Annotated in this window: 16 protein-coding genes and 1 tRNA gene; 5 read left to right on the forward strand and 12 right to left on the reverse strand. The window is 68.8% G+C overall.

Going from position 1 to position 18,618, the window contains the following annotated elements; all coding sequences use genetic code 11:
• Positions 1-7: 7 nt before the first annotated feature.
• On the reverse strand, positions 8-1,321 hold the full coding sequence (locus E5671_RS19325; protein WP_160505216.1) for a peptidoglycan-binding protein: 1,314 nt from the start codon (positions 1,319-1,321) through the stop codon (positions 8-10).
• Between the two features lie 243 nt (positions 1,322-1,564).
• Here E5671_RS19325 and E5671_RS19330 point away from each other — a divergent pair.
• The 4 genes from E5671_RS19330 (at position 1,565) to E5671_RS19345 (ending at position 6,679) form a co-directional block, all read left to right on the forward strand.
• Positions 1,565-1,638, forward strand: a tRNA-Lys gene (locus E5671_RS19330).
• 78 nt (positions 1,639-1,716) lie between these two features.
• Complete coding sequence (locus E5671_RS19335; RefSeq protein WP_160505217.1) at positions 1,717-2,448, forward strand: FadR/GntR family transcriptional regulator; 732 nt, start codon at positions 1,717-1,719, stop codon at positions 2,446-2,448.
• 302 nt (positions 2,449-2,750) lie between these two features.
• Positions 2,751-4,742 carry a glycosyltransferase family 2 protein gene (locus E5671_RS19340; RefSeq protein WP_160505218.1) on the forward strand — a complete coding sequence of 664 codons (1,992 nt, stop codon included), beginning with the start codon at positions 2,751-2,753 and terminating at the stop codon, positions 4,740-4,742.
• A complete protein-coding gene (locus E5671_RS19345; protein WP_160505219.1) occupies positions 4,739-6,679 on the forward strand; it encodes a kelch motif-containing protein in 1,941 nt (646 codons plus the stop codon). Before E5671_RS19340 ends, E5671_RS19345 begins: the two co-directional genes overlap by 4 nt.
• Before the next feature lie 122 nt (positions 6,680-6,801).
• Here E5671_RS19345 and E5671_RS19350 read toward each other — a convergent pair whose 3' ends face one another.
• A complete protein-coding gene (locus tag E5671_RS19350; protein ID WP_160505220.1) occupies positions 6,802-7,833 on the reverse strand; it encodes a glycoside hydrolase family 6 protein in 1,032 nt (343 codons plus the stop codon).
• Positions 7,834-7,993: 160 nt separating this feature from the next.
• Between E5671_RS19350 and E5671_RS19355 the strand changes: the two genes are divergently transcribed.
• Positions 7,994-8,749 (forward strand): GAF and ANTAR domain-containing protein, encoded by a 756-nt coding sequence (locus E5671_RS19355; RefSeq protein ID WP_160505221.1) that lies wholly within the window; start codon positions 7,994-7,996, stop codon positions 8,747-8,749.
• 301 nt (positions 8,750-9,050) lie between these two features.
• Here the strand turns inward: E5671_RS19355 and E5671_RS19360 are convergent, their stop codons facing one another.
• The 10 genes from E5671_RS19360 to E5671_RS19405 all read right to left on the reverse strand — a co-directional run bounded on the left by E5671_RS19360 (position 9,051) and on the right by E5671_RS19405 (position 18,606).
• On the reverse strand, positions 9,051-9,740 hold the full coding sequence (locus tag E5671_RS19360) for a class F sortase (protein ID WP_160505222.1): 690 nt from the start codon (positions 9,738-9,740) through the stop codon (positions 9,051-9,053).
• Positions 9,741-9,755: 15 nt separating this feature from the next.
• Complete coding sequence (locus E5671_RS19365; RefSeq protein ID WP_160505223.1) at positions 9,756-10,307, reverse strand: hypothetical protein; 552 nt, start codon at positions 10,305-10,307, stop codon at positions 9,756-9,758.
• A 71-nt stretch (positions 10,308-10,378) separates the two neighbouring features.
• Positions 10,379-11,158, reverse strand: coding sequence for an HAD-IIA family hydrolase (locus E5671_RS19370; protein WP_160505224.1), 780 nt, complete (start codon positions 11,156-11,158; stop codon positions 10,379-10,381).
• A 71-nt stretch (positions 11,159-11,229) separates the two neighbouring features.
• Positions 11,230-12,726: an alkaline phosphatase family protein gene (locus E5671_RS19375; protein ID WP_160505225.1), complete on the reverse strand. Its 1,497-nt coding sequence runs from the start codon at positions 12,724-12,726 to the stop codon at positions 11,230-11,232.
• A gap of 158 nt (positions 12,727-12,884) precedes the next feature.
• The gene (locus E5671_RS19380; protein WP_160505226.1) at positions 12,885-13,967 is read right to left on the reverse strand and encodes a 2-aminoethylphosphonate ABC transporter substrate-binding protein; all 1,083 of its coding nucleotides are present in this window, start codon (positions 13,965-13,967) and stop codon (positions 12,885-12,887) included.
• 43 nt (positions 13,968-14,010) lie between these two features.
• Entirely contained in the window at positions 14,011-14,808 is a 798-nt protein-coding gene (locus E5671_RS19385; RefSeq protein WP_160505227.1) for an ABC transporter permease subunit, read from the reverse strand.
• Entirely contained in the window at positions 14,795-15,730 is a 936-nt protein-coding gene (locus E5671_RS19390) for a 2-aminoethylphosphonate ABC transporter permease subunit (RefSeq protein ID WP_160505228.1), read from the reverse strand. Before E5671_RS19390 ends, E5671_RS19385 begins: the two co-directional genes overlap by 14 nt.
• A complete protein-coding gene (locus tag E5671_RS19395; RefSeq protein WP_160505229.1) occupies positions 15,723-16,775 on the reverse strand; it encodes an ABC transporter ATP-binding protein in 1,053 nt (350 codons plus the stop codon). Before E5671_RS19395 ends, E5671_RS19390 begins: the two co-directional genes overlap by 8 nt.
• Entirely contained in the window at positions 16,772-17,464 is a 693-nt protein-coding gene (locus tag E5671_RS19400; RefSeq protein WP_160505230.1) for a phosphonatase-like hydrolase, read from the reverse strand. Before E5671_RS19400 ends, E5671_RS19395 begins: the two co-directional genes overlap by 4 nt.
• Positions 17,465-17,481: 17 nt before the next feature.
• Complete coding sequence (locus tag E5671_RS19405) at positions 17,482-18,606, reverse strand: TIGR03364 family FAD-dependent oxidoreductase (protein ID WP_160505231.1); 1,125 nt, start codon at positions 18,604-18,606, stop codon at positions 17,482-17,484.
• Positions 18,607-18,618 lie beyond the last annotated feature (12 nt).

Genomic DNA, 18,618 nt, shown 5'->3' on the forward strand with positions numbered 1-18,618 from the left:
ATGCGGCTCATGCGAACAACCGCCGCCAGGTCTCGGGGCCCGGATATCCGTCCGCGGCCCCGCCCCGCCAGCCCTGCGCCCGCTGGAACGCCTCGACGTTGCGGCGGTCGCTCTCGCTCCACCGCGGGCCCGGACCCTGCGCGTAGTGCAGGCCGAAGCCCTTCGCCACCAGTTGCCTGCCGAGCTTCTCGATCGACGGGCTCGACTGGCCGGGGCGGAACACTCCCCTGCCGGGGTACGCGGGCGCCCTGTCCTGGGTGCCTCCCGCCCCCGCGCGGGGGATGTCACGCCCCTTGCCCGTCATCAGGTACGACCAGGTCGCCGGGCCCGGCAGGCCGTCCGCGTCACCGCCGGTCCAGCCCTGCGCCCGCTGGAACGCCTGCGTGGCCCTGCGGTCCGCGTCACTCCAGCGCGGCCCCGGACCCGTCGTGTAGAAGCGGGCGCCGCCCCGGCCGGCCAGTGCCTTGCCGAGCTGGGTGACGTACTTGTTGTCGGCGCCGGGGCCGAACGATCCCGCCCCGGGATAGCGCGTCGCCGTGCCCTGCTCCGAGCCGCCCGGAGCGCCGGCCCTCACCCCTTTGTAGCGGTACGCCAGATAGCGGCTCCCATTGCTCCAATAGGCATAGGGAGTCGTCTGCTTACGGGTGTGCGGGCGGGCCTGTTCGTACGCGGTGTATTGCGTGCGCGCCGCGTTCGCCCAGCCGCCGAAAATCGTCACGTGCGACCCCTTCTGGGGGTTGTCGGGATTGTGGAACAGAAGGATGTCGCCGGGCTGCAGCTGGTCCTTCGTAATGCGCACCGCGAACGAGGGGAGACTGCCCGTCCATTCGTTGCCGCCGAGATTCCAGGCCATGGAGACAAAGCCCGAGCAGTCCTGCCGGTAACCGTCGGACCAGTACGCGCTCATGCTGTACGGCACCTTCGCCGCGACCCACAGATTGGCGCGGGCCAGGATCGCGGCCCGCGTCGTGTCCCGCGCCGCCGACACCGCGGGGCCCGGGGAACCCGGCGAGCCCGGCGCCCCGTGCAGCGCGCTCGTGTCGCCCTGCGGGCTGCCGGGGCCCGGGTCGCCCACCCCCGGGTCCTCGTCCGACGGAGCCTGGATTCCCGGGGCCGCCGCCACGGGAAGCACCTGGCCGCCGCCGAGCACGGTGCCCGCCGCCGCGGCGATGACGAGGGCACGGCGCGCACCGTGCGCCGCCGGGTGGCCGCCTTGTCGTACGGGGAGTGCGTGGGTCATGGCTCGCCGCCGGTGAATACATCCGGGGCAGTCGCAGTCGCTCTCGGGGTCGAATTCCTCGAATACCGGAGCAACGTCCATGCGATTCCCCTCACACTCCAGGAAAGAATGCCTGCGTCGCATCTGCACAGTCGTCAGCTTCTCAACTGTCCGGTGATATCGCATGTTGACGGTCCGAATGATTGATAGGCCCCGCATCCCCCGGGGACCCGCCCTCGAGCAAAGCCCGCTCGAAGCTCAGCCCAAAGCTACCCCGGGCACCCGTAAGCTCCCGGAGGGTCCGGAGCACCCGTCGGCGTCCGGTAGAGTTCTCCAGGTCAGCGCGCGCCGCTAGCTCAGTTGGTTAGAGCAGCTGACTCTTAATCAGCGGGTCCGGGGTTCGAGTCCCTGGCGGCGCACAGACAGCGAAAGCCCTCCGTTCACACGGGGGGCTTTCGTCATGCCGCCACCGGCGCGGGTACCGCTACCGTTGCGCCATGGCGCGCGACATTCAGGAGCGGATCAAGAAGCTCATCATCGACCAGCGGCTGCCCTCCGGGGCCTCTCTGCCCACCGAGCCCGAACTGATGGAACGCCTCGGCGTCAGTCGGAACTCCGTGCGAGAAGCCCTCAAGGCGCTGCAGGCGATGGGCATCGTGGAAATCCGGCACGGCTTCGGCACCTACGTCGGGCCCATGTCGATGGCTCCCATGATCGAGGGCCTCACCTTCCGCACGGTGGCAGGCCACTACCGCGGCGAGGACAGCCTGCTCCAGCTCCTGGAGCTGCGGGAGGCCGTGGAGACCGGGCTCATCGCGCGCCTCGCCGGCCGTATTCCGGCCGCGGATCTGGCCGAACTCGACGCCCTCGTGGACCGCATGGACACCGAGGCGGCGGCGAGCGACGGCCGGAGCGGTCAGCCGGGGGCGGTGCACACCGAAACCGACCGTGCATTTCACGCCACCCTCTACCGCTGTCTGCGCAATCCACTGCTCGGCGAGGTACTGGAGGCGTTCTGGGACGCCTTCCACAAGGTACGTACCGATCTGGTCGACGTTCCACAGGATCCCAAGGTCACCTGCCGCCAGCACCGGGAGATCCTCGACGCGGTCCGGTCCGGCGACGTGCTCCGGGCCGAGCGGGCGATACGGGAACACTTCGGTAATATTCGAACGCGATTGAGCGCTCCTGTCCCAACAGGTAACTCGATTCGCTCGTATGACCGGTAAACACCTTGTTTCGCTCTTGCGATCATGGCTAGGGGCGTAGAACCTTGTGCTGGAGCCATTGGCTCTCATGAGGCAGGCGGTGCGGGGCAGTTGGGGGGCCCGGCCGGCCGAGGCCCACGGGGTAAGGGGCGGGGGCCCCTTTCACAACCGGATGCCGAGGGGGGCATCATGCAACCGGAAGGTAGCTGTTCCATGTCTAAGGGGACGGTGGCCTGCCACTGATGCGTCCGTGAAGGTCGGGGGACCGGGTCGGACGGAAGGACCAACGAACACGCGGACGACCGCGTGCGGGGGGATGACTCATGACGTCGACGCCGACGGGCGCCCGGCCGAACGACCCGTCAGAGACGACCCAGCTGCGGGTGCCATCGCACCGGACAGGCGGGTTCCGGCGTATCAAGAAAGCCTTGCCGAGGTACGACTACGAGCACTACAGCCGTCTCGCGGGGCCGCTCACGCAGCCCGATCCGACCAAGCCGTACAAGGTGCAGTACCGCTCTCTGCTCTCGCAGGAACCGCACCGGATCAGAGCCGCGCTCATGCTGGGGGCCGCGCCGCTGCTCTCGCTCGTGCTGCTCGCCTGGCTGCTGCAGCCGACGCACTGGACGAAGCGCGACTACGTCGCGAACGACTGGCTGCCGACGCTCGACATCGTCATGCTCATATCCATCGGCCTGATCGAGTTCTTCCGCTGCATGAACGTGCTGTCGAACGCGCACGCCACGCTCGTAGCCCGTGACCCGATACCCGTGGTGCCCGAGACCGGCACCCGTGTCGCCTTCCTCACCTCCTTCGTGCCCGGCAAGGAACCCCTTGAGATGGTGACGAAGACCCTGGAGGCGGCCGTCAAGATCCGCCACCGCGGTCTGATGCACGTCTGGCTCCTCGACGAGGGCGACGACCCCGCCGTCAAGGAGGTCTGCCAGCGGCTCGGCGTGCACCACTTCTCCCGCAAGGGCGTGGCGAAGTGGAACATGACCAAGGGCCCGCACCGCGCCAAGACCAAGCACGGCAACTACAACGCCTGGCTCGACGCGCACGGCGACGCCTACGACTACTTCGCATCGGTCGACACCGACCACGTCCCGATGCCCAACTACCTCGAGCGGATGCTCGGCTTCTTCCGCGACGAGAACGTCGGCTTCGTCATCGGCCCGCAGGTCTACGGCAACTACGACAACTTCATCACCAAGGCCGCCGAGTCCCAGCAGTTCCTCTTCCACGCCCTGATCCAGCGCGCGGGCAACGCGTACGGCTCCCCCATGTTCGTCGGCACGAGCAACGCAGTACGCATCAGCGCCCTGAAGCAGATCGGCGGTCTGTACGACTCGATCACCGAGGACATGGCGACCGGCTTCGAGATCCACCGCGCCACGAACCCGAGGACCGGCAAGAAGTGGAAGTCGGTCTACACCCCGGACGTGCTCGCGGTCGGTGAGGGCCCCAACGCCTGGACGGACTTCTTCACGCAGCAGCTGCGCTGGTCGCGCGGAACGTACGAGACCATCCTGAAGCAGTTCTGGAAGGCGCCGTTCTCGCTGCCGCCCGGCCGCTTCTTCAACTACACGATGATGGTCATCTTCTACCCGATGTCCGCCATGAACTGGATCCTGGCCGCGCTCTCCTGCGCGCTGTTCCTCGGCATGGGCGCATCGGGCGTGAACATCGACCCGACGATCTGGCTGATGCTGTACGGCAACGCTTCGGCGCTGCAGATCGGCCTCTACATCTGGAACCGCCGCCACAACGTCTCGCCGCACGAGCCCGAGGGCTCCGGCGGTATCGCGGGCATGGTGATGTCGGCCCTCTCCGCGCCGGTCTACGCACGCTCCCTGCTCGACGCCGTGCTGCGCCGCAAGAGCAAGTTCGTGGTGACTCCCAAGGGCGATTCGGCGAGCCCGGACACTCTGTTCGGCACGTTCCGCATCCACCTGTTCTTCATCCTGGTCTTCGCCGGTTCGATGGCCGCCGCGTTCGTGTACGACCACGTCCACCCGGCGATGATCATCTGGGCCACGTTCGCCCTGCTGATCACGGCGGCGCCGATCTTCGCCTGGCGCTGGGGGATGCGGCAGGACAAGAAGAAGCGCAAATCCCAGCAGGGAGCTTCGGGGCCGCCTTCCGGCGGCGGGGACCCGATGGTGCCGCAGCAGCGTGACGTCACGGCGGAGCTGCCGCAGGCGCAGCAGCCTCCGCAGCAGACGCCGCACGCGCCACACGCGCCGCAGCAGAAGCCCAGCTGGGCAGCGAACGACCAGACCATGCAGATCGCCCTTGGGGGACGTAAGAAATGAAGGACCGCTCCAGCCGCCGCCGCGCCCGCCGCATCGCGATAGGCGCGGCGGTGGTCATAGCGCTGGCCGGCATGAACGGCCCGTGGCTGTGGCGCGTGGGTTCGGAGAAGTACCACGACTACAAGATCAACAAGCCGGAGTACAAGGCCGACAACGGCCACTGGCAGGTCGTGAACTTCCCCGAGGAGTACCGCCAGAACACGATCCACGCGGCGCTCCTGCACACCGGCAAGATCCTCCTGGTGGCCGGCTCCGGCAACAACCAGAAGAACTTCGACGCCAAGAAGTTCGACACCCGCCTGTGGGACCCGGTCAAGAACACGATCAAGAAGATCAAGACACCGGTCGACCTCTTCTGCACCGGCCACACCCAGCTCGCCAACGGCAACCTGCTGATCGCGGGCGGCACCCAGCGCTACGAGAAGCTCAAGGGCGACATCACCAAGGCCGGCGGCCTGATGGTGGTGCACAACGAAGACCCGGACAAGCCGATCACGCTGCCCGCGGGCACGAAGTTCACCGGCAAGAAGAACGGCAAGACGTTCGTCTCCAAGGACCCGGTCGTCGTCGAGCGCGCGAAGAAGGTCTTCGACAAGCAGACCGGCGCGTTCGTACGCAACGAGCCGGGCCTCGGCCGTGTGTACGTGGAGGCGCAGAAGAGCGGCTCGAAGTACGAGACGGGCACGCAGGACAACTACCGCGTGCAGGGCCTCAAGGGCGCCGCCACCCGCAACACGTACGGCATCGCGCAGAAGCTCGCCCTGGACAAGAAGGACTTCCAGGGGATCAAGGACGCCTTCGAGTTCGACCCGGTCGCCGAGAAGTACATCAAGGTCGACCCGATGAACGAGGCCCGCTGGTACCCCACGCTGACCACGCTCTCGGACGGCAAGGTGCTCAGCCTCTCCGGCCTGGACGAGATCGGCCAGCTGGTCCCGGGCAAGAACGAGATCTACGACCCCAAGACCAAGAAGTGGACCTACACCAAGGAGGTCCGCCAGTTCCCCACGTACCCCGCCGTGTTCCAGCTGGAGAGCGGCAGGCTCTTCTACTCGGGCTCGAACGCGGGCTACGGCCCTGACGACGTCGGCCGCAAGCCCGGCACCTGGGACCTGGAGAAGAAGGGCAGCTGGAAGGGGATCCCGGGGATGAGCGACCCGGATCTCCTTGAGACGTCCAACACGGTCGAACTGCCGCCCGCGCAGGACCAGAAGTACATGGTCGTCGGCGGCGGCGGTGTCGGCGAGTCCAAGAAGTCCAGCAAGAAGACCCGCATCGTCGACCTCCTGGAAGACAACCCGAAGTTCGAGGACGGCCCCGAGCTGGAGAAGGGCACCCGTTACCCGCAGGCGTCGACCCTGCCCGACGACACGGTGCTCATATCCGGCGGCTCCGAGGACTACCGCGGCCGCAGTGACTCGAACATCAAGCAGGCGCGGATCTACGACGCCAAGACCGGCGACATGCGGCGGGTCGCGGACCCGGAGGTCGGCCGGAACTACCACTCGGGCTCGATCCTGCTGCCCGACGGCCGCGTGATGTTCTTCGGCTCCGACTCGCTCTACTCCGACAAGGCCAACACCAAGCCCGGCGAGTTCGAGCAGCGCATCGAGATCTACACCCCGCCGTATCTGTACCAGGGCTCGCAGCCCACGCTCAGCGGCGGCCCTGAGGAGATCAAGCGGGGCGGGTCCGGGACCTTCAAGACCCAGCACGCCTCGTCCATCAAGACGGCCCGTCTGATCAGGCCGAGCGCGTCGACGCACGTCACCGACATCGACCAGACGTCCGTCGCCCTGGACCTGAAGAAGTCCGCGGGCGGGGTCACGGTGACGATCCCGAAGGAGAAGAGCCTGGTCGAGTCCGGCTGGTACATGCTCTTCGTGACGGACGATCAGGGCACACCCAGTAAGGCCCAGTGGGTCCACGTGCCGTAGCCCCGTAAGGGGCGCGGGGAACTGCGCGCTCAGCGCACGAAAAGCCGCAGTCGCATCTGCCAGGTATCTCGGCAGATGCGACTGCGGCTTTTCTGCGGTTGCTCGCGCAGTTCCCCGCGCCCCTAACGGGCCGCCTTCGCAAGGCCCAGTGCGTACTCGGGCCACCACTCCCCCGCCTTGGGGCCACCACGGCACGTGCCGTCGGACTCACCGGGGCGCTTCACCCAGAGGTAGGCGTCGACGAGCGGATCGCCCGTCTTCGTCGTGGGCGCCTCGCCCAGCGCCCGGCCCGGCGGATTGCACCAGGGGTCCTTGCCCTTGGTGTACGGGCCGTTGCCGTTGCGTGCGGTGTCGATGACGAACGGCTTGTTGCCGATCTTCGCCGAGAGCTTCTTGCCGAACTCCGTGCTGGCCTCGGTGGTCTGGAAGTTCGAGACGTTGACCGAGAAGCCGTCGGCCTGCTCGACGCCCGACCACTTCAGGGGCTCCCAGAGCGAGTCGGGGTTCTTCCAGCCCGCGTTGCCCGCGTCCAGGTACACCTTGGTGTTCTTCAGGGACTTGAGCTTCGTGATGGCGCCCTTGAGGAGGTCGTACCGCTCCTCGTGGAACTCCTCCGGCGTGCAGTTGTCGACCATGTGGAGCACGGCGTCCGGCTCCAGGATGACCGTGGTCTTCCGGTCGCCGACGCCCTTGGCGACCTGGTCTATGAACTTGCGGTATTCGTTGCCGTCGGCCGCCCCGCCGCCCGAGTACTGACCGCAGTCGCGGTGCGGGATGTTGTAGAGGACCAACAGGGCGTCCCGGTCGGCCTTCTCGGCGGCCTCGGTGAAGCCGCGCGCCTGATCCTCCGCGTTCTCCGGGACGATCCATTCGGCGACCGGCTGCTCGGCGATCTTCCGGATCAGCTTGGCGTCGTCCTTCTTGTCGTCCTTCTCGTACGCGGCGACCTGCTTGGCCGCGTTCCCCTCCGGGTTGACCCAGTACGGATCGGAGCCCTTGGGCTGCTGCTTGACCGGCTGCCCCGAGGACTCCTCCTCGCCGCCGTCATCGGAGGAGCACCCCGACAGCAGTAGCGCAGCCCCCGCAAACGCCGCCGCAGCCTTCACCCCCCGGGACGCGATCCGATGACCGCGGCCGGTGCCTTTGTGGTACATCCACTCCCCCTTGGGTGCACTGTCCGATTTCTCAATCCTGACATACGCACTCCCGGCCCACGAGGCCCGCCCGTCCGCTGCGGAGACCTGTTGGAGACCTGTTACAGCACGGCGCCCCGGGGTAGGCGCAGTGAGCGGGGACGCTGTTGGGGAGGAGACCATGCGGGATCGCAGCTCTGAACTACGGCTGGCCCAAGTCCTGGTGGAGACCACGAACACTCTGGACGACGACTTCGATCCGGAGCACTACCTGAGCCGGGTCGCGAGCCACTGCGTAGAACTTCTCGACGCGTCCGCCGCCGGGGTCGTCTTCGACGGCGCCGGCGCACCCGCGCTCGCCACCGGTGGGCACCCCCGGGACCTCGCGCTCGACCTGCTCGGGGCCCAGCGGAGCGGCGGGCCCTGCGTGGAGAGCCTCGGCACGGGGCTTCCCGTGCCGCCGGTGCGGCTCTCGGCGGCCGAACCCGCCGAGCGCTGGCCGGAGTTCACGGCGCTCGCACGGCGCCACGGGATCGGGGTGACGTACGCGGTTCCGCTGCGTCAGCGCGAGACCCTGCTCGGGGCGCTCAACATCTTCGTGCCCGAGACCTCCCGGGGCCCGTACGCCGACGGCGAGTTGCGGCTCGCGCAGTCGATCGCCGACGCCGCCGCGGTGGGCCTGCACAACCACCGTGCCTACACGGAGTATCGAACGCTCACCACACAGCTCCAGACCGCCCTGACCAGCCGCGTACGCATCGAACAGGCCAAGGGCATACTCGCCGAACGCTGGCACACCGGGGTGGACGAGGCCTTCGACACGCTGCGGCGGTACGCGCGCAGGGAACGGCTGGTCATCGACATGGTCGCCACCGAAGTGATCAAGGGATCGCTCGACGACGCGGCGCTGCGCGGCGGTTGGTCCGAACCTTCCTGAAGGTCATCGCGAGAACCACCGCCACCTGCGGTGATCACGGAGAGGAAGCGAAGCACGACTTGGCGTCAATCCACCCCTAGGCCCCAGCGCTCATCCGTTCTAGAGTCGTCACAACGGCCCAAGCCCCCGGCCTGATCGCCCATCCCGCACAGCGGGGTTGGCCACCGAACCTCCCGCGCCGGCGCCGGGTTACTCCCGCAGCTCGTGCGCGCGCGGTCGAGGACCAGCCCGGTCGACGGCTCCGGGGGGAGCGGGCCGCCGACCGGGCCGGGTTGTCCGGACCGGGGCAGTCGAGCCGCTCCTACGACCCCGCCCCGGTGAGGTAGGCGGACACCACCACGTTCGCCGAGTACGTCTTGGACGCCCGGTCGAACGTGCCGCCGCAGGTGATCAGGCGGAGCTCGGCGCGGCCCTCCTCGTGGGGGCCGTACGCCTTCTTCGCGTCGAAGCGGTCCCGGCTGATGACCTGGACGTCGTCCACGGTGAACTCGGCGACCGAGCCGTCCTCCCGGGTCACCCTGACCTTCTCGCCGGGGCGCACCGCGCTGAGGTCGTAGAAGACCGCGGGGCGCGTCTCGGTGTCGACGTGGCCCACGAACAGGGACGTGCCCGCCGCGCCGGGGTGCGTACCGCCGCCGTACCAGCCGACGGAGCCCGCCTGCTCGAAGGGCGGCGGATCGATGGCACCGTCCTGGTCGAGCCCGCGGGTGATCACGGGCGCCCGCACCTTCAGCGAGGGAACATCGATACTCAGCGGCCTTGCGGCGCCCAACGGCTCGTGCGCGTCGGGGAGTTCGACGGCGAACGGCCGGCCCACCGCCGCCACGTCGCCGTTCGTGGGCTCCGAGACACCGCCGCGTACGTCGGTGATCTCGCTGCCCCACAGCCAGAGCCCTACGAGGACCAGCGCCCAGGCGACCCCGGTGAGGAAACGCCCGTGCCCTGCCGGCCCCTCATGGCCCGGCCCGTGGCCCGACTCCTGGCCCGACATGTCGGTCGTCGCCCGTCACTCGGAGCGGCGCCGGCGGACGCTGCGGAACGCCACGGCCACGGCCGCCACCCCTGCGAGGATCAGGCCGATCACCGCGTGCCGGGTGCCGGGGCCCGCCTCCTGGGCGTGCGCGGCCAGCTGCGCGGTGCCGCCGCCGCCCGCGCGGACCGGCGAGACGGGCTCGGCGGGCTGCTCGGCCTGCGGCTGGACGACGCGCAGGGTGCCCACGCCCTGGTGGGGGTGGCCGTCGCAGACGACGGTGACATCGTGCGAGCCCTCGACGCCGTCCCTGATCGTGGCGGAGCCGTTCAGGGTGTACTTGTCGCCGTCCCTGCCCGTGAGCTTCGCGTCCCCCGTGAACGCCCCGGACCCGGCGGACCCGGTCGTCCCCTCGCAGCCCGTGACGCTGATCTCCACCTTGGCCCCGGCCGCGGCGCTGGCCGGGGTGACGGTGGCATGCACTTTCCCCTGGTCATGGGCGTACGCGGGCGCCGTGGCGGCAACGGGGAGCACGGCGAGGACAGCGGCCCCGGCTATGCCACGCAGGGTGAATGATCCTCTACGCATCGTGAACCTCCTGTTTCGAGGTTCACGCGCGGCGGCGGGTCACGCCTCCCGTGTGCGGCAAACGGGTGGTTTCACACGCGATCGACCAGGTCAGCGATGGAGTCCACGATGTTGGACGGCCGGAACGGGTGCTGGTCGATGTCCCCGCGGGACGTCAGGCCCGTGAGCACCAGGAACGTCTCCATCCCGGCCTCGAGACCGGCGAGGATGTCCGTGTCCATGCGGTCGCCGATCATGGCGCTGGTCTCGGAGTGCGCCCCGATGGCGTTGAGCCCTGTCCGCATCATCAGCGGGTTCGGCTTTCCGGCGAAGTAAGGGTTCCGGCCCGTGGCCTTGGTGATCAGCGCGGCGACGGCCCCGGTCGCGGGCAGCGGGCCTTCCATGGAGGGCCCGGTCTCGTCCGGGTTCGTGCAGATGAAGCGGGCCCCGCCGTTGATCAGCCGTACGGCCTTGGTCATGGCCTCGAAGGAGTACGTACGGGTCTCGCCGAGCACCACGTAGTCCGGGGCGTGGTCGGTCAGGACGTACCCGATGTCGTGCAGGGCGGTGGTGAGGCCCGCCTCGCCGATGACGTACGCCGTGCCGCCGGGGCGCTGGTCGTCCAGGAACTTCGCGGTGGCGAGCGCCGAGGTCCAGATGTTCTCGACAGGCACTTCGAGCCCCATGCGGGTCAGCCGTGCCTGGAGGTCGCGCGCGGTGTAGATCGAGTTGTTCGTCAGGACCAGGAAGGGCTTGCCGGACTCCCGGAGCCTCTTGATGAAGGCGTCGGCGCCGGGGATCGGGACGCCCTCGTGGATGAGCACGCCGTCCATGTCGGTGAGCCACGATTCGATGGGCTTGCGCTCTGCCATGGGGTGCACTCCTGCGGTGTACGGGTTGGCTGGGGCGCCGGGACAGCGCTGTGCCGACGCCCCCACCCTAATCAGGAAGCGGTGATCGTGACCCCGTCGATCACCCAGTACCAGTTGTTGCCGCCGGTGTACCGGAAGCGGACCTGGGCCTTCTCGGCTCCCGCGGGCACCTGGAGGGCGATGTTCTCGACGACGGAGGGGGTGTCCGCGGTGTACGTCTTCACCACGACCGGGGCCCCTCCGTCGTACGAGACGAGCACCTCGCCCTTCTGCGGGGCCTCCTGGCGGTAGTACGTCGTGTAGGTGAGGGTGGCCCGCGCGCCGCCCCGCACGGCGTACGAGGGGCTGACCAGCATCGAGTCGAAGGTCCCCGTGAAGGACTTGTCGGTCCATTCGTCGCCGTCCGCGACCGCGAAGACGTTCCGGGCGCGGATGTTGTTCTCGCGCTGCTGGTCGCGCTGGGTCTTCGTCCAGAACTCGTCCGTGGTGAAGGACCAGCCGCGCCACTCGGTGATGCCGCCCGTGCCCATCCTGGAGTTGTCGACGCTCCAGCCGCTCGGCGGTGTGTGCGTGAAGCCGATGACTGCGGCGCCGATGCCGGTCTCGTCGACGGGCCCCGTCAGCTTGGCCCGCAGCGCGTCGAACGCGTCCGGCGTGGGCTGCTGAACCGGGCGCCCGTCCAGGCCCCAGGCCGGGTCGATCGCGATGCCGAGGTGGGCGAGCGCGCTGGCGGCGATGTCGGGCATGCGGACGTCGTGGCGGACCGAACCCGGCGTGAGCGTGCCGCCCGCGGCGATCATGAAGGTCTGGCGCTCGGGCCAGCTGGAGCCGCCGTGACCGCCGGGGTCGGTGTGCCCGTGGTCCGCGGTGATCATGATGAGCCAGTCCTCTTCGCCGTACGTGGCACGGGACTTGACCGCGGCGACGATCTGGCCGACCTGGGTGTCGGCGCCGTGGATCGCGTCGAGATAGGCCTGGCTCGCGGCGCCGCTGTCGTGGCCCGCGTGGTCGATGTTGTCGAGCTGGACGAAGACCGCGTCGGGGTTGCCGCTCTTCACCTCGGCGACGGCGCGGGCGGTGGTCCCGGTGTCGTACTCGGCGCTGGGCGTGGAGACCCGGGTGTCGACCTTCGCGGAGAAGATGATGTCGGTGATCGGAGCCCAGGACGAGACCGCGTAGGTACGCAGGTTGGGCTTCGCGGCCTCGATCCGGGTCATGAAGTCCGGGTAGGCGGCGAGGTTGTGGCCGGTGAAGTCGTTGTTCACGACCTTGTGCTTGTCGGGCCAGACGCCCGTGATGAGCGTCGACCAGCCGGGGCCCGATGAGGTGGGGGCGAGCGGGTTGGCGTAGATGCTGCTGGGCGCGGTCAGGCCCGCGCTCATCAGGCCCTTGAGCGCGGGCGCGTCGGCGTCCTTGATTCTGCCGAGCAGGGCGCCGTCGAGACCGATGACCAGGACCTTGGGGGTCTTGGCAGCGGCTTTGGCGACGGCGGCGAGGGGCCCCGCCACAAGGGCAGCGGCCGCGGTGGAGACGAGGAGCGAGCGGCGGGATATGCCGTGCGACGACACGTGGTCCTCCGAGATTCACAGGGGGATGCGTAGGGGTCTGGCGCACACCAACGCCCCTGGAGAACCAGGGGCGTTGGGTCCATACCCGTTATCTTTTCGCTACCGAACACCCCGGGGCCAGAGGTGCGACGGTGAACTCTCAGCTACCGGGTGAACTCTCAGCTACCGGTCGCCGACTTCCAGTCCTCGACGTACGTCTGGAGGTTCTCGGAGATGTCGGACCAGTCCGGCTCGAAGACCTCGACCCCGTCGACGATCTTGTCGAGGGCGACCGCGTTGGGGTCGGTGGCCTTGATGTCCTTGCGTGCCGCGAAGCCGCCGCCGACCTCGCTGACCTGCTGCTGGGCCTTCTGGCTGAGCAGGTAGTCCAGGAACTTCTTGGCGTTGGCGTTGTGCGGGGCCTTGTTGACCAGGCCGGCGGCGTAGGGCAGCGCGAAGGTGGTGGGCTTGCCGCCCTCCTTGGCCGGGAACCAAATGCCGAGGTTCGGCATGTCCTTGGACTGGGCGTAGTTCATCTGGACGTCGCCGTTGGCGGCGAGGAGCTCGCCCTTGTCGACCTTGGGCGCGAGTTTGCCGGTGGAGGCGGAAGGACCGACGTTGTTCGTCTGGAGCTTCTTCAAGTAGTCCATGGCGGGCTTCTTGCCGCCGAAGTCGTGCATCGCCTTGATGAGCACGGCGGTGCCGTCGCCCGCGACACCGGGCGTGGAGTACTGGACCTTGTCCTTGTACGAGGGGTCCGTGAGGTCCTCCCACGTCTTGGGCGCCTTGCCGCCGCTGAGCTCCTTCTTGTTGTAGATGAAGCCGAAGTAGTTGTTCACCACGGAGGTCCACTTGCCGTCGGTGGCCTTGTCGGCGCCGTCGACCTGGTCGGACCCCTTGGGCTTGTAGGCCTGAAGAAGGCCCTTGTCGTCGGCCTGCTGGATGAACGGCGGCAGGGTGATGATGACGTCGGCCTGCGTGTTGGACTTCTCGCGGACGGCGCGCTGCACCATCTCGCCGGAGCCGCCCTCGACGTACTTCACCTTGATGCCGGTCTTCTTCTCGAAGTCCTTGAAGACCTGGTCGTACCAGCCGTCGCCGTTCTCGCCCTTGAGGCCGTCGGCGCTGTAGACGGTGACCTCCTTCGCGTCGGACGCGGAGGATTCACCGCCGCACGCGGTGAGGGATCCGGCGAGGACGAGGCTGCCGGAGACGGCGGCGAGCGTGCGGGTGCGGGTGCTGATGCGGGTGTGACGCGACATGACGTTTCGTACTCCTTGAAGCCTTGGGGGGTGAGGTCTTGGCTCAGCGGTAGGAGGCGCGGGTGCGGATGCGGGAGACGCCGAAGAGGACGAGCAGCGTCGCCGCCATCAGGACCACCGCGACGGCGGCACCGGTGAAGAGGGAGCCGCGGTCGGTGGCCGCGTAGATCCGCACGGGAAGCGGCATCCAGTCCGGCGGATAGAGCATCATCGTGGCGCTCAACTCGCCCATGGAGAGCGCGAAGCAGAGGCCCGCGGCCGCGTTGAGCGACGGCAGCAGGAGCGGCAGCTTCACCTTCCACAGGACGTACGAGGGCCTGGCACCGAGCGATGCGGCGGCCTGTTCGTACGCCGGGTCGAGTCGGACGATGGCAGCCGAAACCGACTGGTAGGCGAACGCCGTGACAAGAATGGTGTGCGCGAGGATCACGATCCAGCGCGTGCCGTTGAGGATCATCGGCGGCTTGCTGAACGCGACGAGGATCGCGAGCCCGACGACGACGGAGGGCACGGCGACCGGCAGCATGAACAGGGTGTCGAGCACACGCTTGCCGCCCCTCTTCAGCGAGGCGGCGGCGAGCGCGGCCCAGGACCCGACGGCAAGCGCGAGCAGGCTGGCGCTGACGGCGGTGACCAGGCTGGTGGTGAGCGCCTTGAGCGATTCCCCGCGGGTGGCGGACTCGTAGTGCCCCGTGGTGAATCCGGAGGGAAAGGCGCCGGACCAGTGCGAGGAGAACGAGGCGGCCAGAATCACGAGGAGAGGCAGCGCGAAGAGGGGCAGGAAGAAGACGAGGAAAAGAAGCCAGGTGGCCCATTTTCCCTTGCGGCTATGCACCAACACGACGGCTCACCACCCGGTAGAGGCTGTAAAGACCCACGGAGATCGCGATGTTGACCACGGCGACGACACAGGCCGCCGGATAGTCGGACTCGAGAATGGCCTTGCTGTAGACGAGCATGGGGAGGGTCGTGACCCCCTTGGCTCCGGTGAAGAGAACAATCCCGAACTCATTCAGGCACATGACGAGTACGAGGCTGCCGCCCGCGGCGAGGGCGGGCAGCGCCTCGGGCAGGATGACCCGCCGGATGATGCGGCCGGACTTCGCCCCGAGGCTCGACGCCACTTCCAGCTGCGCGGTGTCGATCTGCGAGAAGGCGGCGAGCAGGGGGCGCATCACGAAGGGGGTGAAGTACGTGATCTCGGCGAGGAGAACGCCCCACGGGGTGGTCAGGAACTGGAAAGGCCCTTCGGCGGCCCCGGTGGCGTCGGTCCACATCCCATTGGCCATGCCCTTGGTGCCGTAGATGAACAGCAGGGCGAGGGTGATCAGGAAGGACGGAAAGGAGAGAAAGACGTCGATGAACCTGGCGACGGCTTTCCCTCCCGGGAACGGCACGAAGGCGATGATCAGCGCGAGCGCGAACCCGAGCACGAGACACCCGACCGTGGACCCGACGGCCAGCCACACGGTGGTCCCGAGCGCCTCCCGGAACGCTTCGGAGGCGAAGACGTCGGAGTAGGGCTGAAGGGAGGTCCCCCCGGTGTCGGGCTGAACGGACTGCTGGACGACGAGGGCGAGGGGGTAGAGAAAGAAGAGGGCGAGGAGAGCGATGGGGGGCAGGGCCCATACGAAGCGGGGTATCTGTCGCCGCGCACCTTCTGGCCGTCCTGGCTGTGGGCAGGCGTTCCGCAGGGCGGAACGGGTGGGCACAGCCCTCACTGCCGGGGCACTTTCAACGAGGCGTCCACCAGGGCTATCCATCGGTCACCCCCGCCCCCAGCAACACCGCGTCCTCGGGCGCGAAGTGCAGCGTGACCGAGTCACCGAGCGACGGCGGCGTCCGAAGCTCCCGCAGGTCAGCCTTGACCCGCTGCCCAGCGACATCGACGTACAACCGATGGGTGGCCCCCCGCCACTGCACCTCGGCAACGCTGCCCGTCAGGGCGTTGGGCCCCTCCCCCAGGCCCACCAGATGCGGCCGCACGCACAACGTGGCCGTCACCCCGGCGGCCACCTCCCCGGTGTCGACCTTCAGATCGGCCCCGCCGAACGAGACGGTGCCGGACCCCACCCGCACGGGAAGCAAATTCGCATTCCCCACAAAAGAAGCCGTGAACTCGGTCCGAGGCGCCCGATAAAGCTCCTGAGGAGTACCGCAGTCCTTGAGGCACGCCTTGTCCATGACGGCGATCCGATCCGCCAGGGTCAAGGCCTCGACCTGGTCATGGGTGACGTAAAGAATCGAGACGTCGGGCAACTCCCGGTGCAACCGGGCGAGTTCCCCCAGCATCCCCGACCGCAACTGCGCGTCGAGCGCGGAAAGCGGCTCGTCGAGCAGAAGCACCCCCGGCCGAATGGCCAACGCCCGCGCGATGGCGACCCGTTGCTGCTGCCCTCCGGAAAGCTCCCGGGGAAACCGCTTGGCGTACGAGGCCATCCCCGTCATCTCCAGCGCCTCGGCGACCCGCCCCGGAATCTCGGACTTGGCGACCTTCTGCGCCTTCATGCCGAAGGCGACGTTGTCCGCGACCCGCATGTGCGGGAAGAGCGCGTACTGCTGGACGACCATCCCTATCCCCCGCTGATGCGGCGGAAGGCCGGTGACGTCGCGCTCCCCGATGAACACCCGCCCGGACGCCGGCCGCACGAACCCGGCGACGGCCCGCAGCGCGGTCGTCTTGCCCGAGCCCGAAGGGCCGAGCAGGGCCATGACCTCGCCGGGCTCGACGGTCAGGTCGAGCGAGTCGAGCACGGTGTTCTTGCCGTAGGCGACCGACACGCGATCGAAGCGGATGCCGCTGCTCATTCCCCGACACCCCTGAGAAGAGCGGGCAGTTCGGCGACGGACCCGAGGACGTGCGTGGCTCCCACGCCGCGCAGCGCCTCGTCGTCGTGCGCTCCCGTCAGCACTCCGGCGACGACCGATGCACCGGAGCGAACGCCGCTGAGCATGTCGTACGCCGTGTCGCCCACGACGGCGATCTGCCGGACGTCGTCCACCGCCCCCGTCCGCAGGAAGGCGCTGAGCACCATGTCCGGGTAGGGCCGCCCGCGACCGCCCGCGTCGGCGGGGCACAGGGTCAGCTCGACCAGGTCGCGCCACCCCAGCGCGTCCAGGATGGCGTCCTGCGTGACCCGGGCGAACCCGGTGGTCAGCACCACGGTCCGCCCCTCGCCCCGCAGCTCCTCGACGGCTTCCCGAGCCCCGGGGACCGGCGCGATACGGCCCCCGTCGACCAGTTCCCCGTACGCCTTCTCGAAGGCGACGTTGGCCCGCTGGGCAAGGGCCTCCTCGCCGAACAGATGCCGGAAGACGGTGATCTTGGACTCGCCCATGGTGGCGCGTACGTAGTCCAGCTTCTCGGCATGATCGGCGGACCCGGGCTCGACGCCGAGTTCCCGCGCGGCGGCGGAGAAGGCCTGCTCGACAAGCCCTCCGTCCGCCACGGTCGTACCGGCCATGTCGAGCACGACAAGCCCACAGCGCATGCGCATGTCCGACTTCAACTCCCTCACCATCCCAACTCGTCGGCGGTCTTCTCCGCGATCGCGGGTGAACACGTCATGCCGCGCCCGCCGGGCCCGGTGACCAGCCACACGCCCTCGCGGACCTGCTGGCGGTGCACGACACGGGCGGTGTCGACGCACTGGGCGTACACCCCGGCCCAGCGCCGCTTGATCTTCGGCAACGGGCGGCCCAGGAAGCCCTCGACGACCTCGGTCAGGTGGTCGTAGGGGTCTTCGAGGGTGTCGAAGGCGAAGGGGTGCTCGTACTCGTGGGTGTCGCCGATGGTCAGGCCGCCGTCCTCGCGCTGCACCATCAGGAGCTGCATCTTGTGCTCGGCGGCGGTCGGCGTCTGCGCCTGTCCGGCGTTGAGCGCGTCGAGGGCGTCCGACTTGTACGCCGGGTAGTAGCGGAAGCTGTCGGCGTCGGCGACGGAGGTGGTGAGCGGCTCACCGAGGGGCTCCGTCTGCATCATCTGCAGCCGCACGCGCCGCACGGGCAGGTCGGGCCCGGCCAGCTCCCGCACGAGACCGCCGAGCCAGGCGCCGGTGGCGAGCACGACGACGTCACCGGTGTGTACGTCTCCGTGGTCGTCCCGCACCGCGTTCTCGCCGACGACTTCGCGGACCTCGCGGCCGGGCAGGAAGGTGTAGCGGGGAGAGGCGCGAAGTGCCTCGCGCAGCCGGAGTTGAGCTGTGCGCGGCTCCACCGCCGCATCCCGCTCGCACCACAATCCGGCGATGAAGTCGCCCCGCAGCGCCGGATTGAGGGCGCGGGCCTCGGCGGCGTCGAGCAGCTTGTAGCCGCGGGCCGCCGCGTCGGGGCGGGTGAGGGCGGCCTCGGCGACCGCGTGCTCGCGTTCGTTGCGTACGAGGGTGAGGGAGCCGTTGGCCCGGAAGCCGATGCCCTCCACCCTCGCGCCTATCTCCTCCCAGAGCTCACGGGCCCGCAGGGCGGTGTCCAGCTCCTCGCCGCCGGCGCGGCCGCTCACCCATATCTGCCCGAAGTTGCGCAGCGAGGCCCCGCGGGCCTCGCTCTCGCGCTCGATCTGTACGACCTCGTGGCCGCGTTCCACTGCGTGCCAGGCGTGCATGGTTCCCACCACGCCGGCTCCTACGACGATGACTCTCACGCCGGCAACGCT

Origin of the sequence: Streptomyces sp. BA2 (assembly GCF_009769735.1) — a bacterium.
Lineage (GTDB): Bacteria > Actinomycetota > Actinomycetes > Streptomycetales > Streptomycetaceae > Streptomyces.

Coding starts and splice junctions, on each gene's coding strand:
- E5671_RS19325 (WP_160505216.1), bottom strand. CDS start 1,321: ATGGACGTTGCTCCGGTATTCGAGGAATTCGACCCCGAGAGCGACTGC.
- E5671_RS19335 (WP_160505217.1), top strand. CDS start 1,717: ATGGCGCGCGACATTCAGGAGCGGATCAAGAAGCTCATCATCGACCAG.
- E5671_RS19340 (WP_160505218.1), top strand. CDS start 2,751: ATGACGTCGACGCCGACGGGCGCCCGGCCGAACGACCCGTCAGAGACG.
- E5671_RS19345 (WP_160505219.1), top strand. CDS start 4,739: ATGAAGGACCGCTCCAGCCGCCGCCGCGCCCGCCGCATCGCGATAGGC.
- E5671_RS19350 (WP_160505220.1), bottom strand. CDS start 7,833: ATGTACCACAAAGGCACCGGCCGCGGTCATCGGATCGCGTCCCGGGGG.
- E5671_RS19355 (WP_160505221.1), top strand. CDS start 7,994: ATGCGGGATCGCAGCTCTGAACTACGGCTGGCCCAAGTCCTGGTGGAG.
- E5671_RS19360 (WP_160505222.1), bottom strand. CDS start 9,740: ATGTCGGGCCAGGAGTCGGGCCACGGGCCGGGCCATGAGGGGCCGGCA.
- E5671_RS19365 (WP_160505223.1), bottom strand. CDS start 10,307: ATGCGTAGAGGATCATTCACCCTGCGTGGCATAGCCGGGGCCGCTGTC.
- E5671_RS19370 (WP_160505224.1), bottom strand. CDS start 11,158: ATGGCAGAGCGCAAGCCCATCGAATCGTGGCTCACCGACATGGACGGC.
- E5671_RS19380 (WP_160505226.1), bottom strand. CDS start 13,967: ATGTCGCGTCACACCCGCATCAGCACCCGCACCCGCACGCTCGCCGCC.
- E5671_RS19390 (WP_160505228.1), bottom strand. CDS start 15,730: ATGGATAGCCCTGGTGGACGCCTCGTTGAAAGTGCCCCGGCAGTGAGG.
- E5671_RS19395 (WP_160505229.1), bottom strand. CDS start 16,775: ATGAGCAGCGGCATCCGCTTCGATCGCGTGTCGGTCGCCTACGGCAAG.
- E5671_RS19400 (WP_160505230.1), bottom strand. CDS start 17,464: ATGCGCATGCGCTGTGGGCTTGTCGTGCTCGACATGGCCGGTACGACC.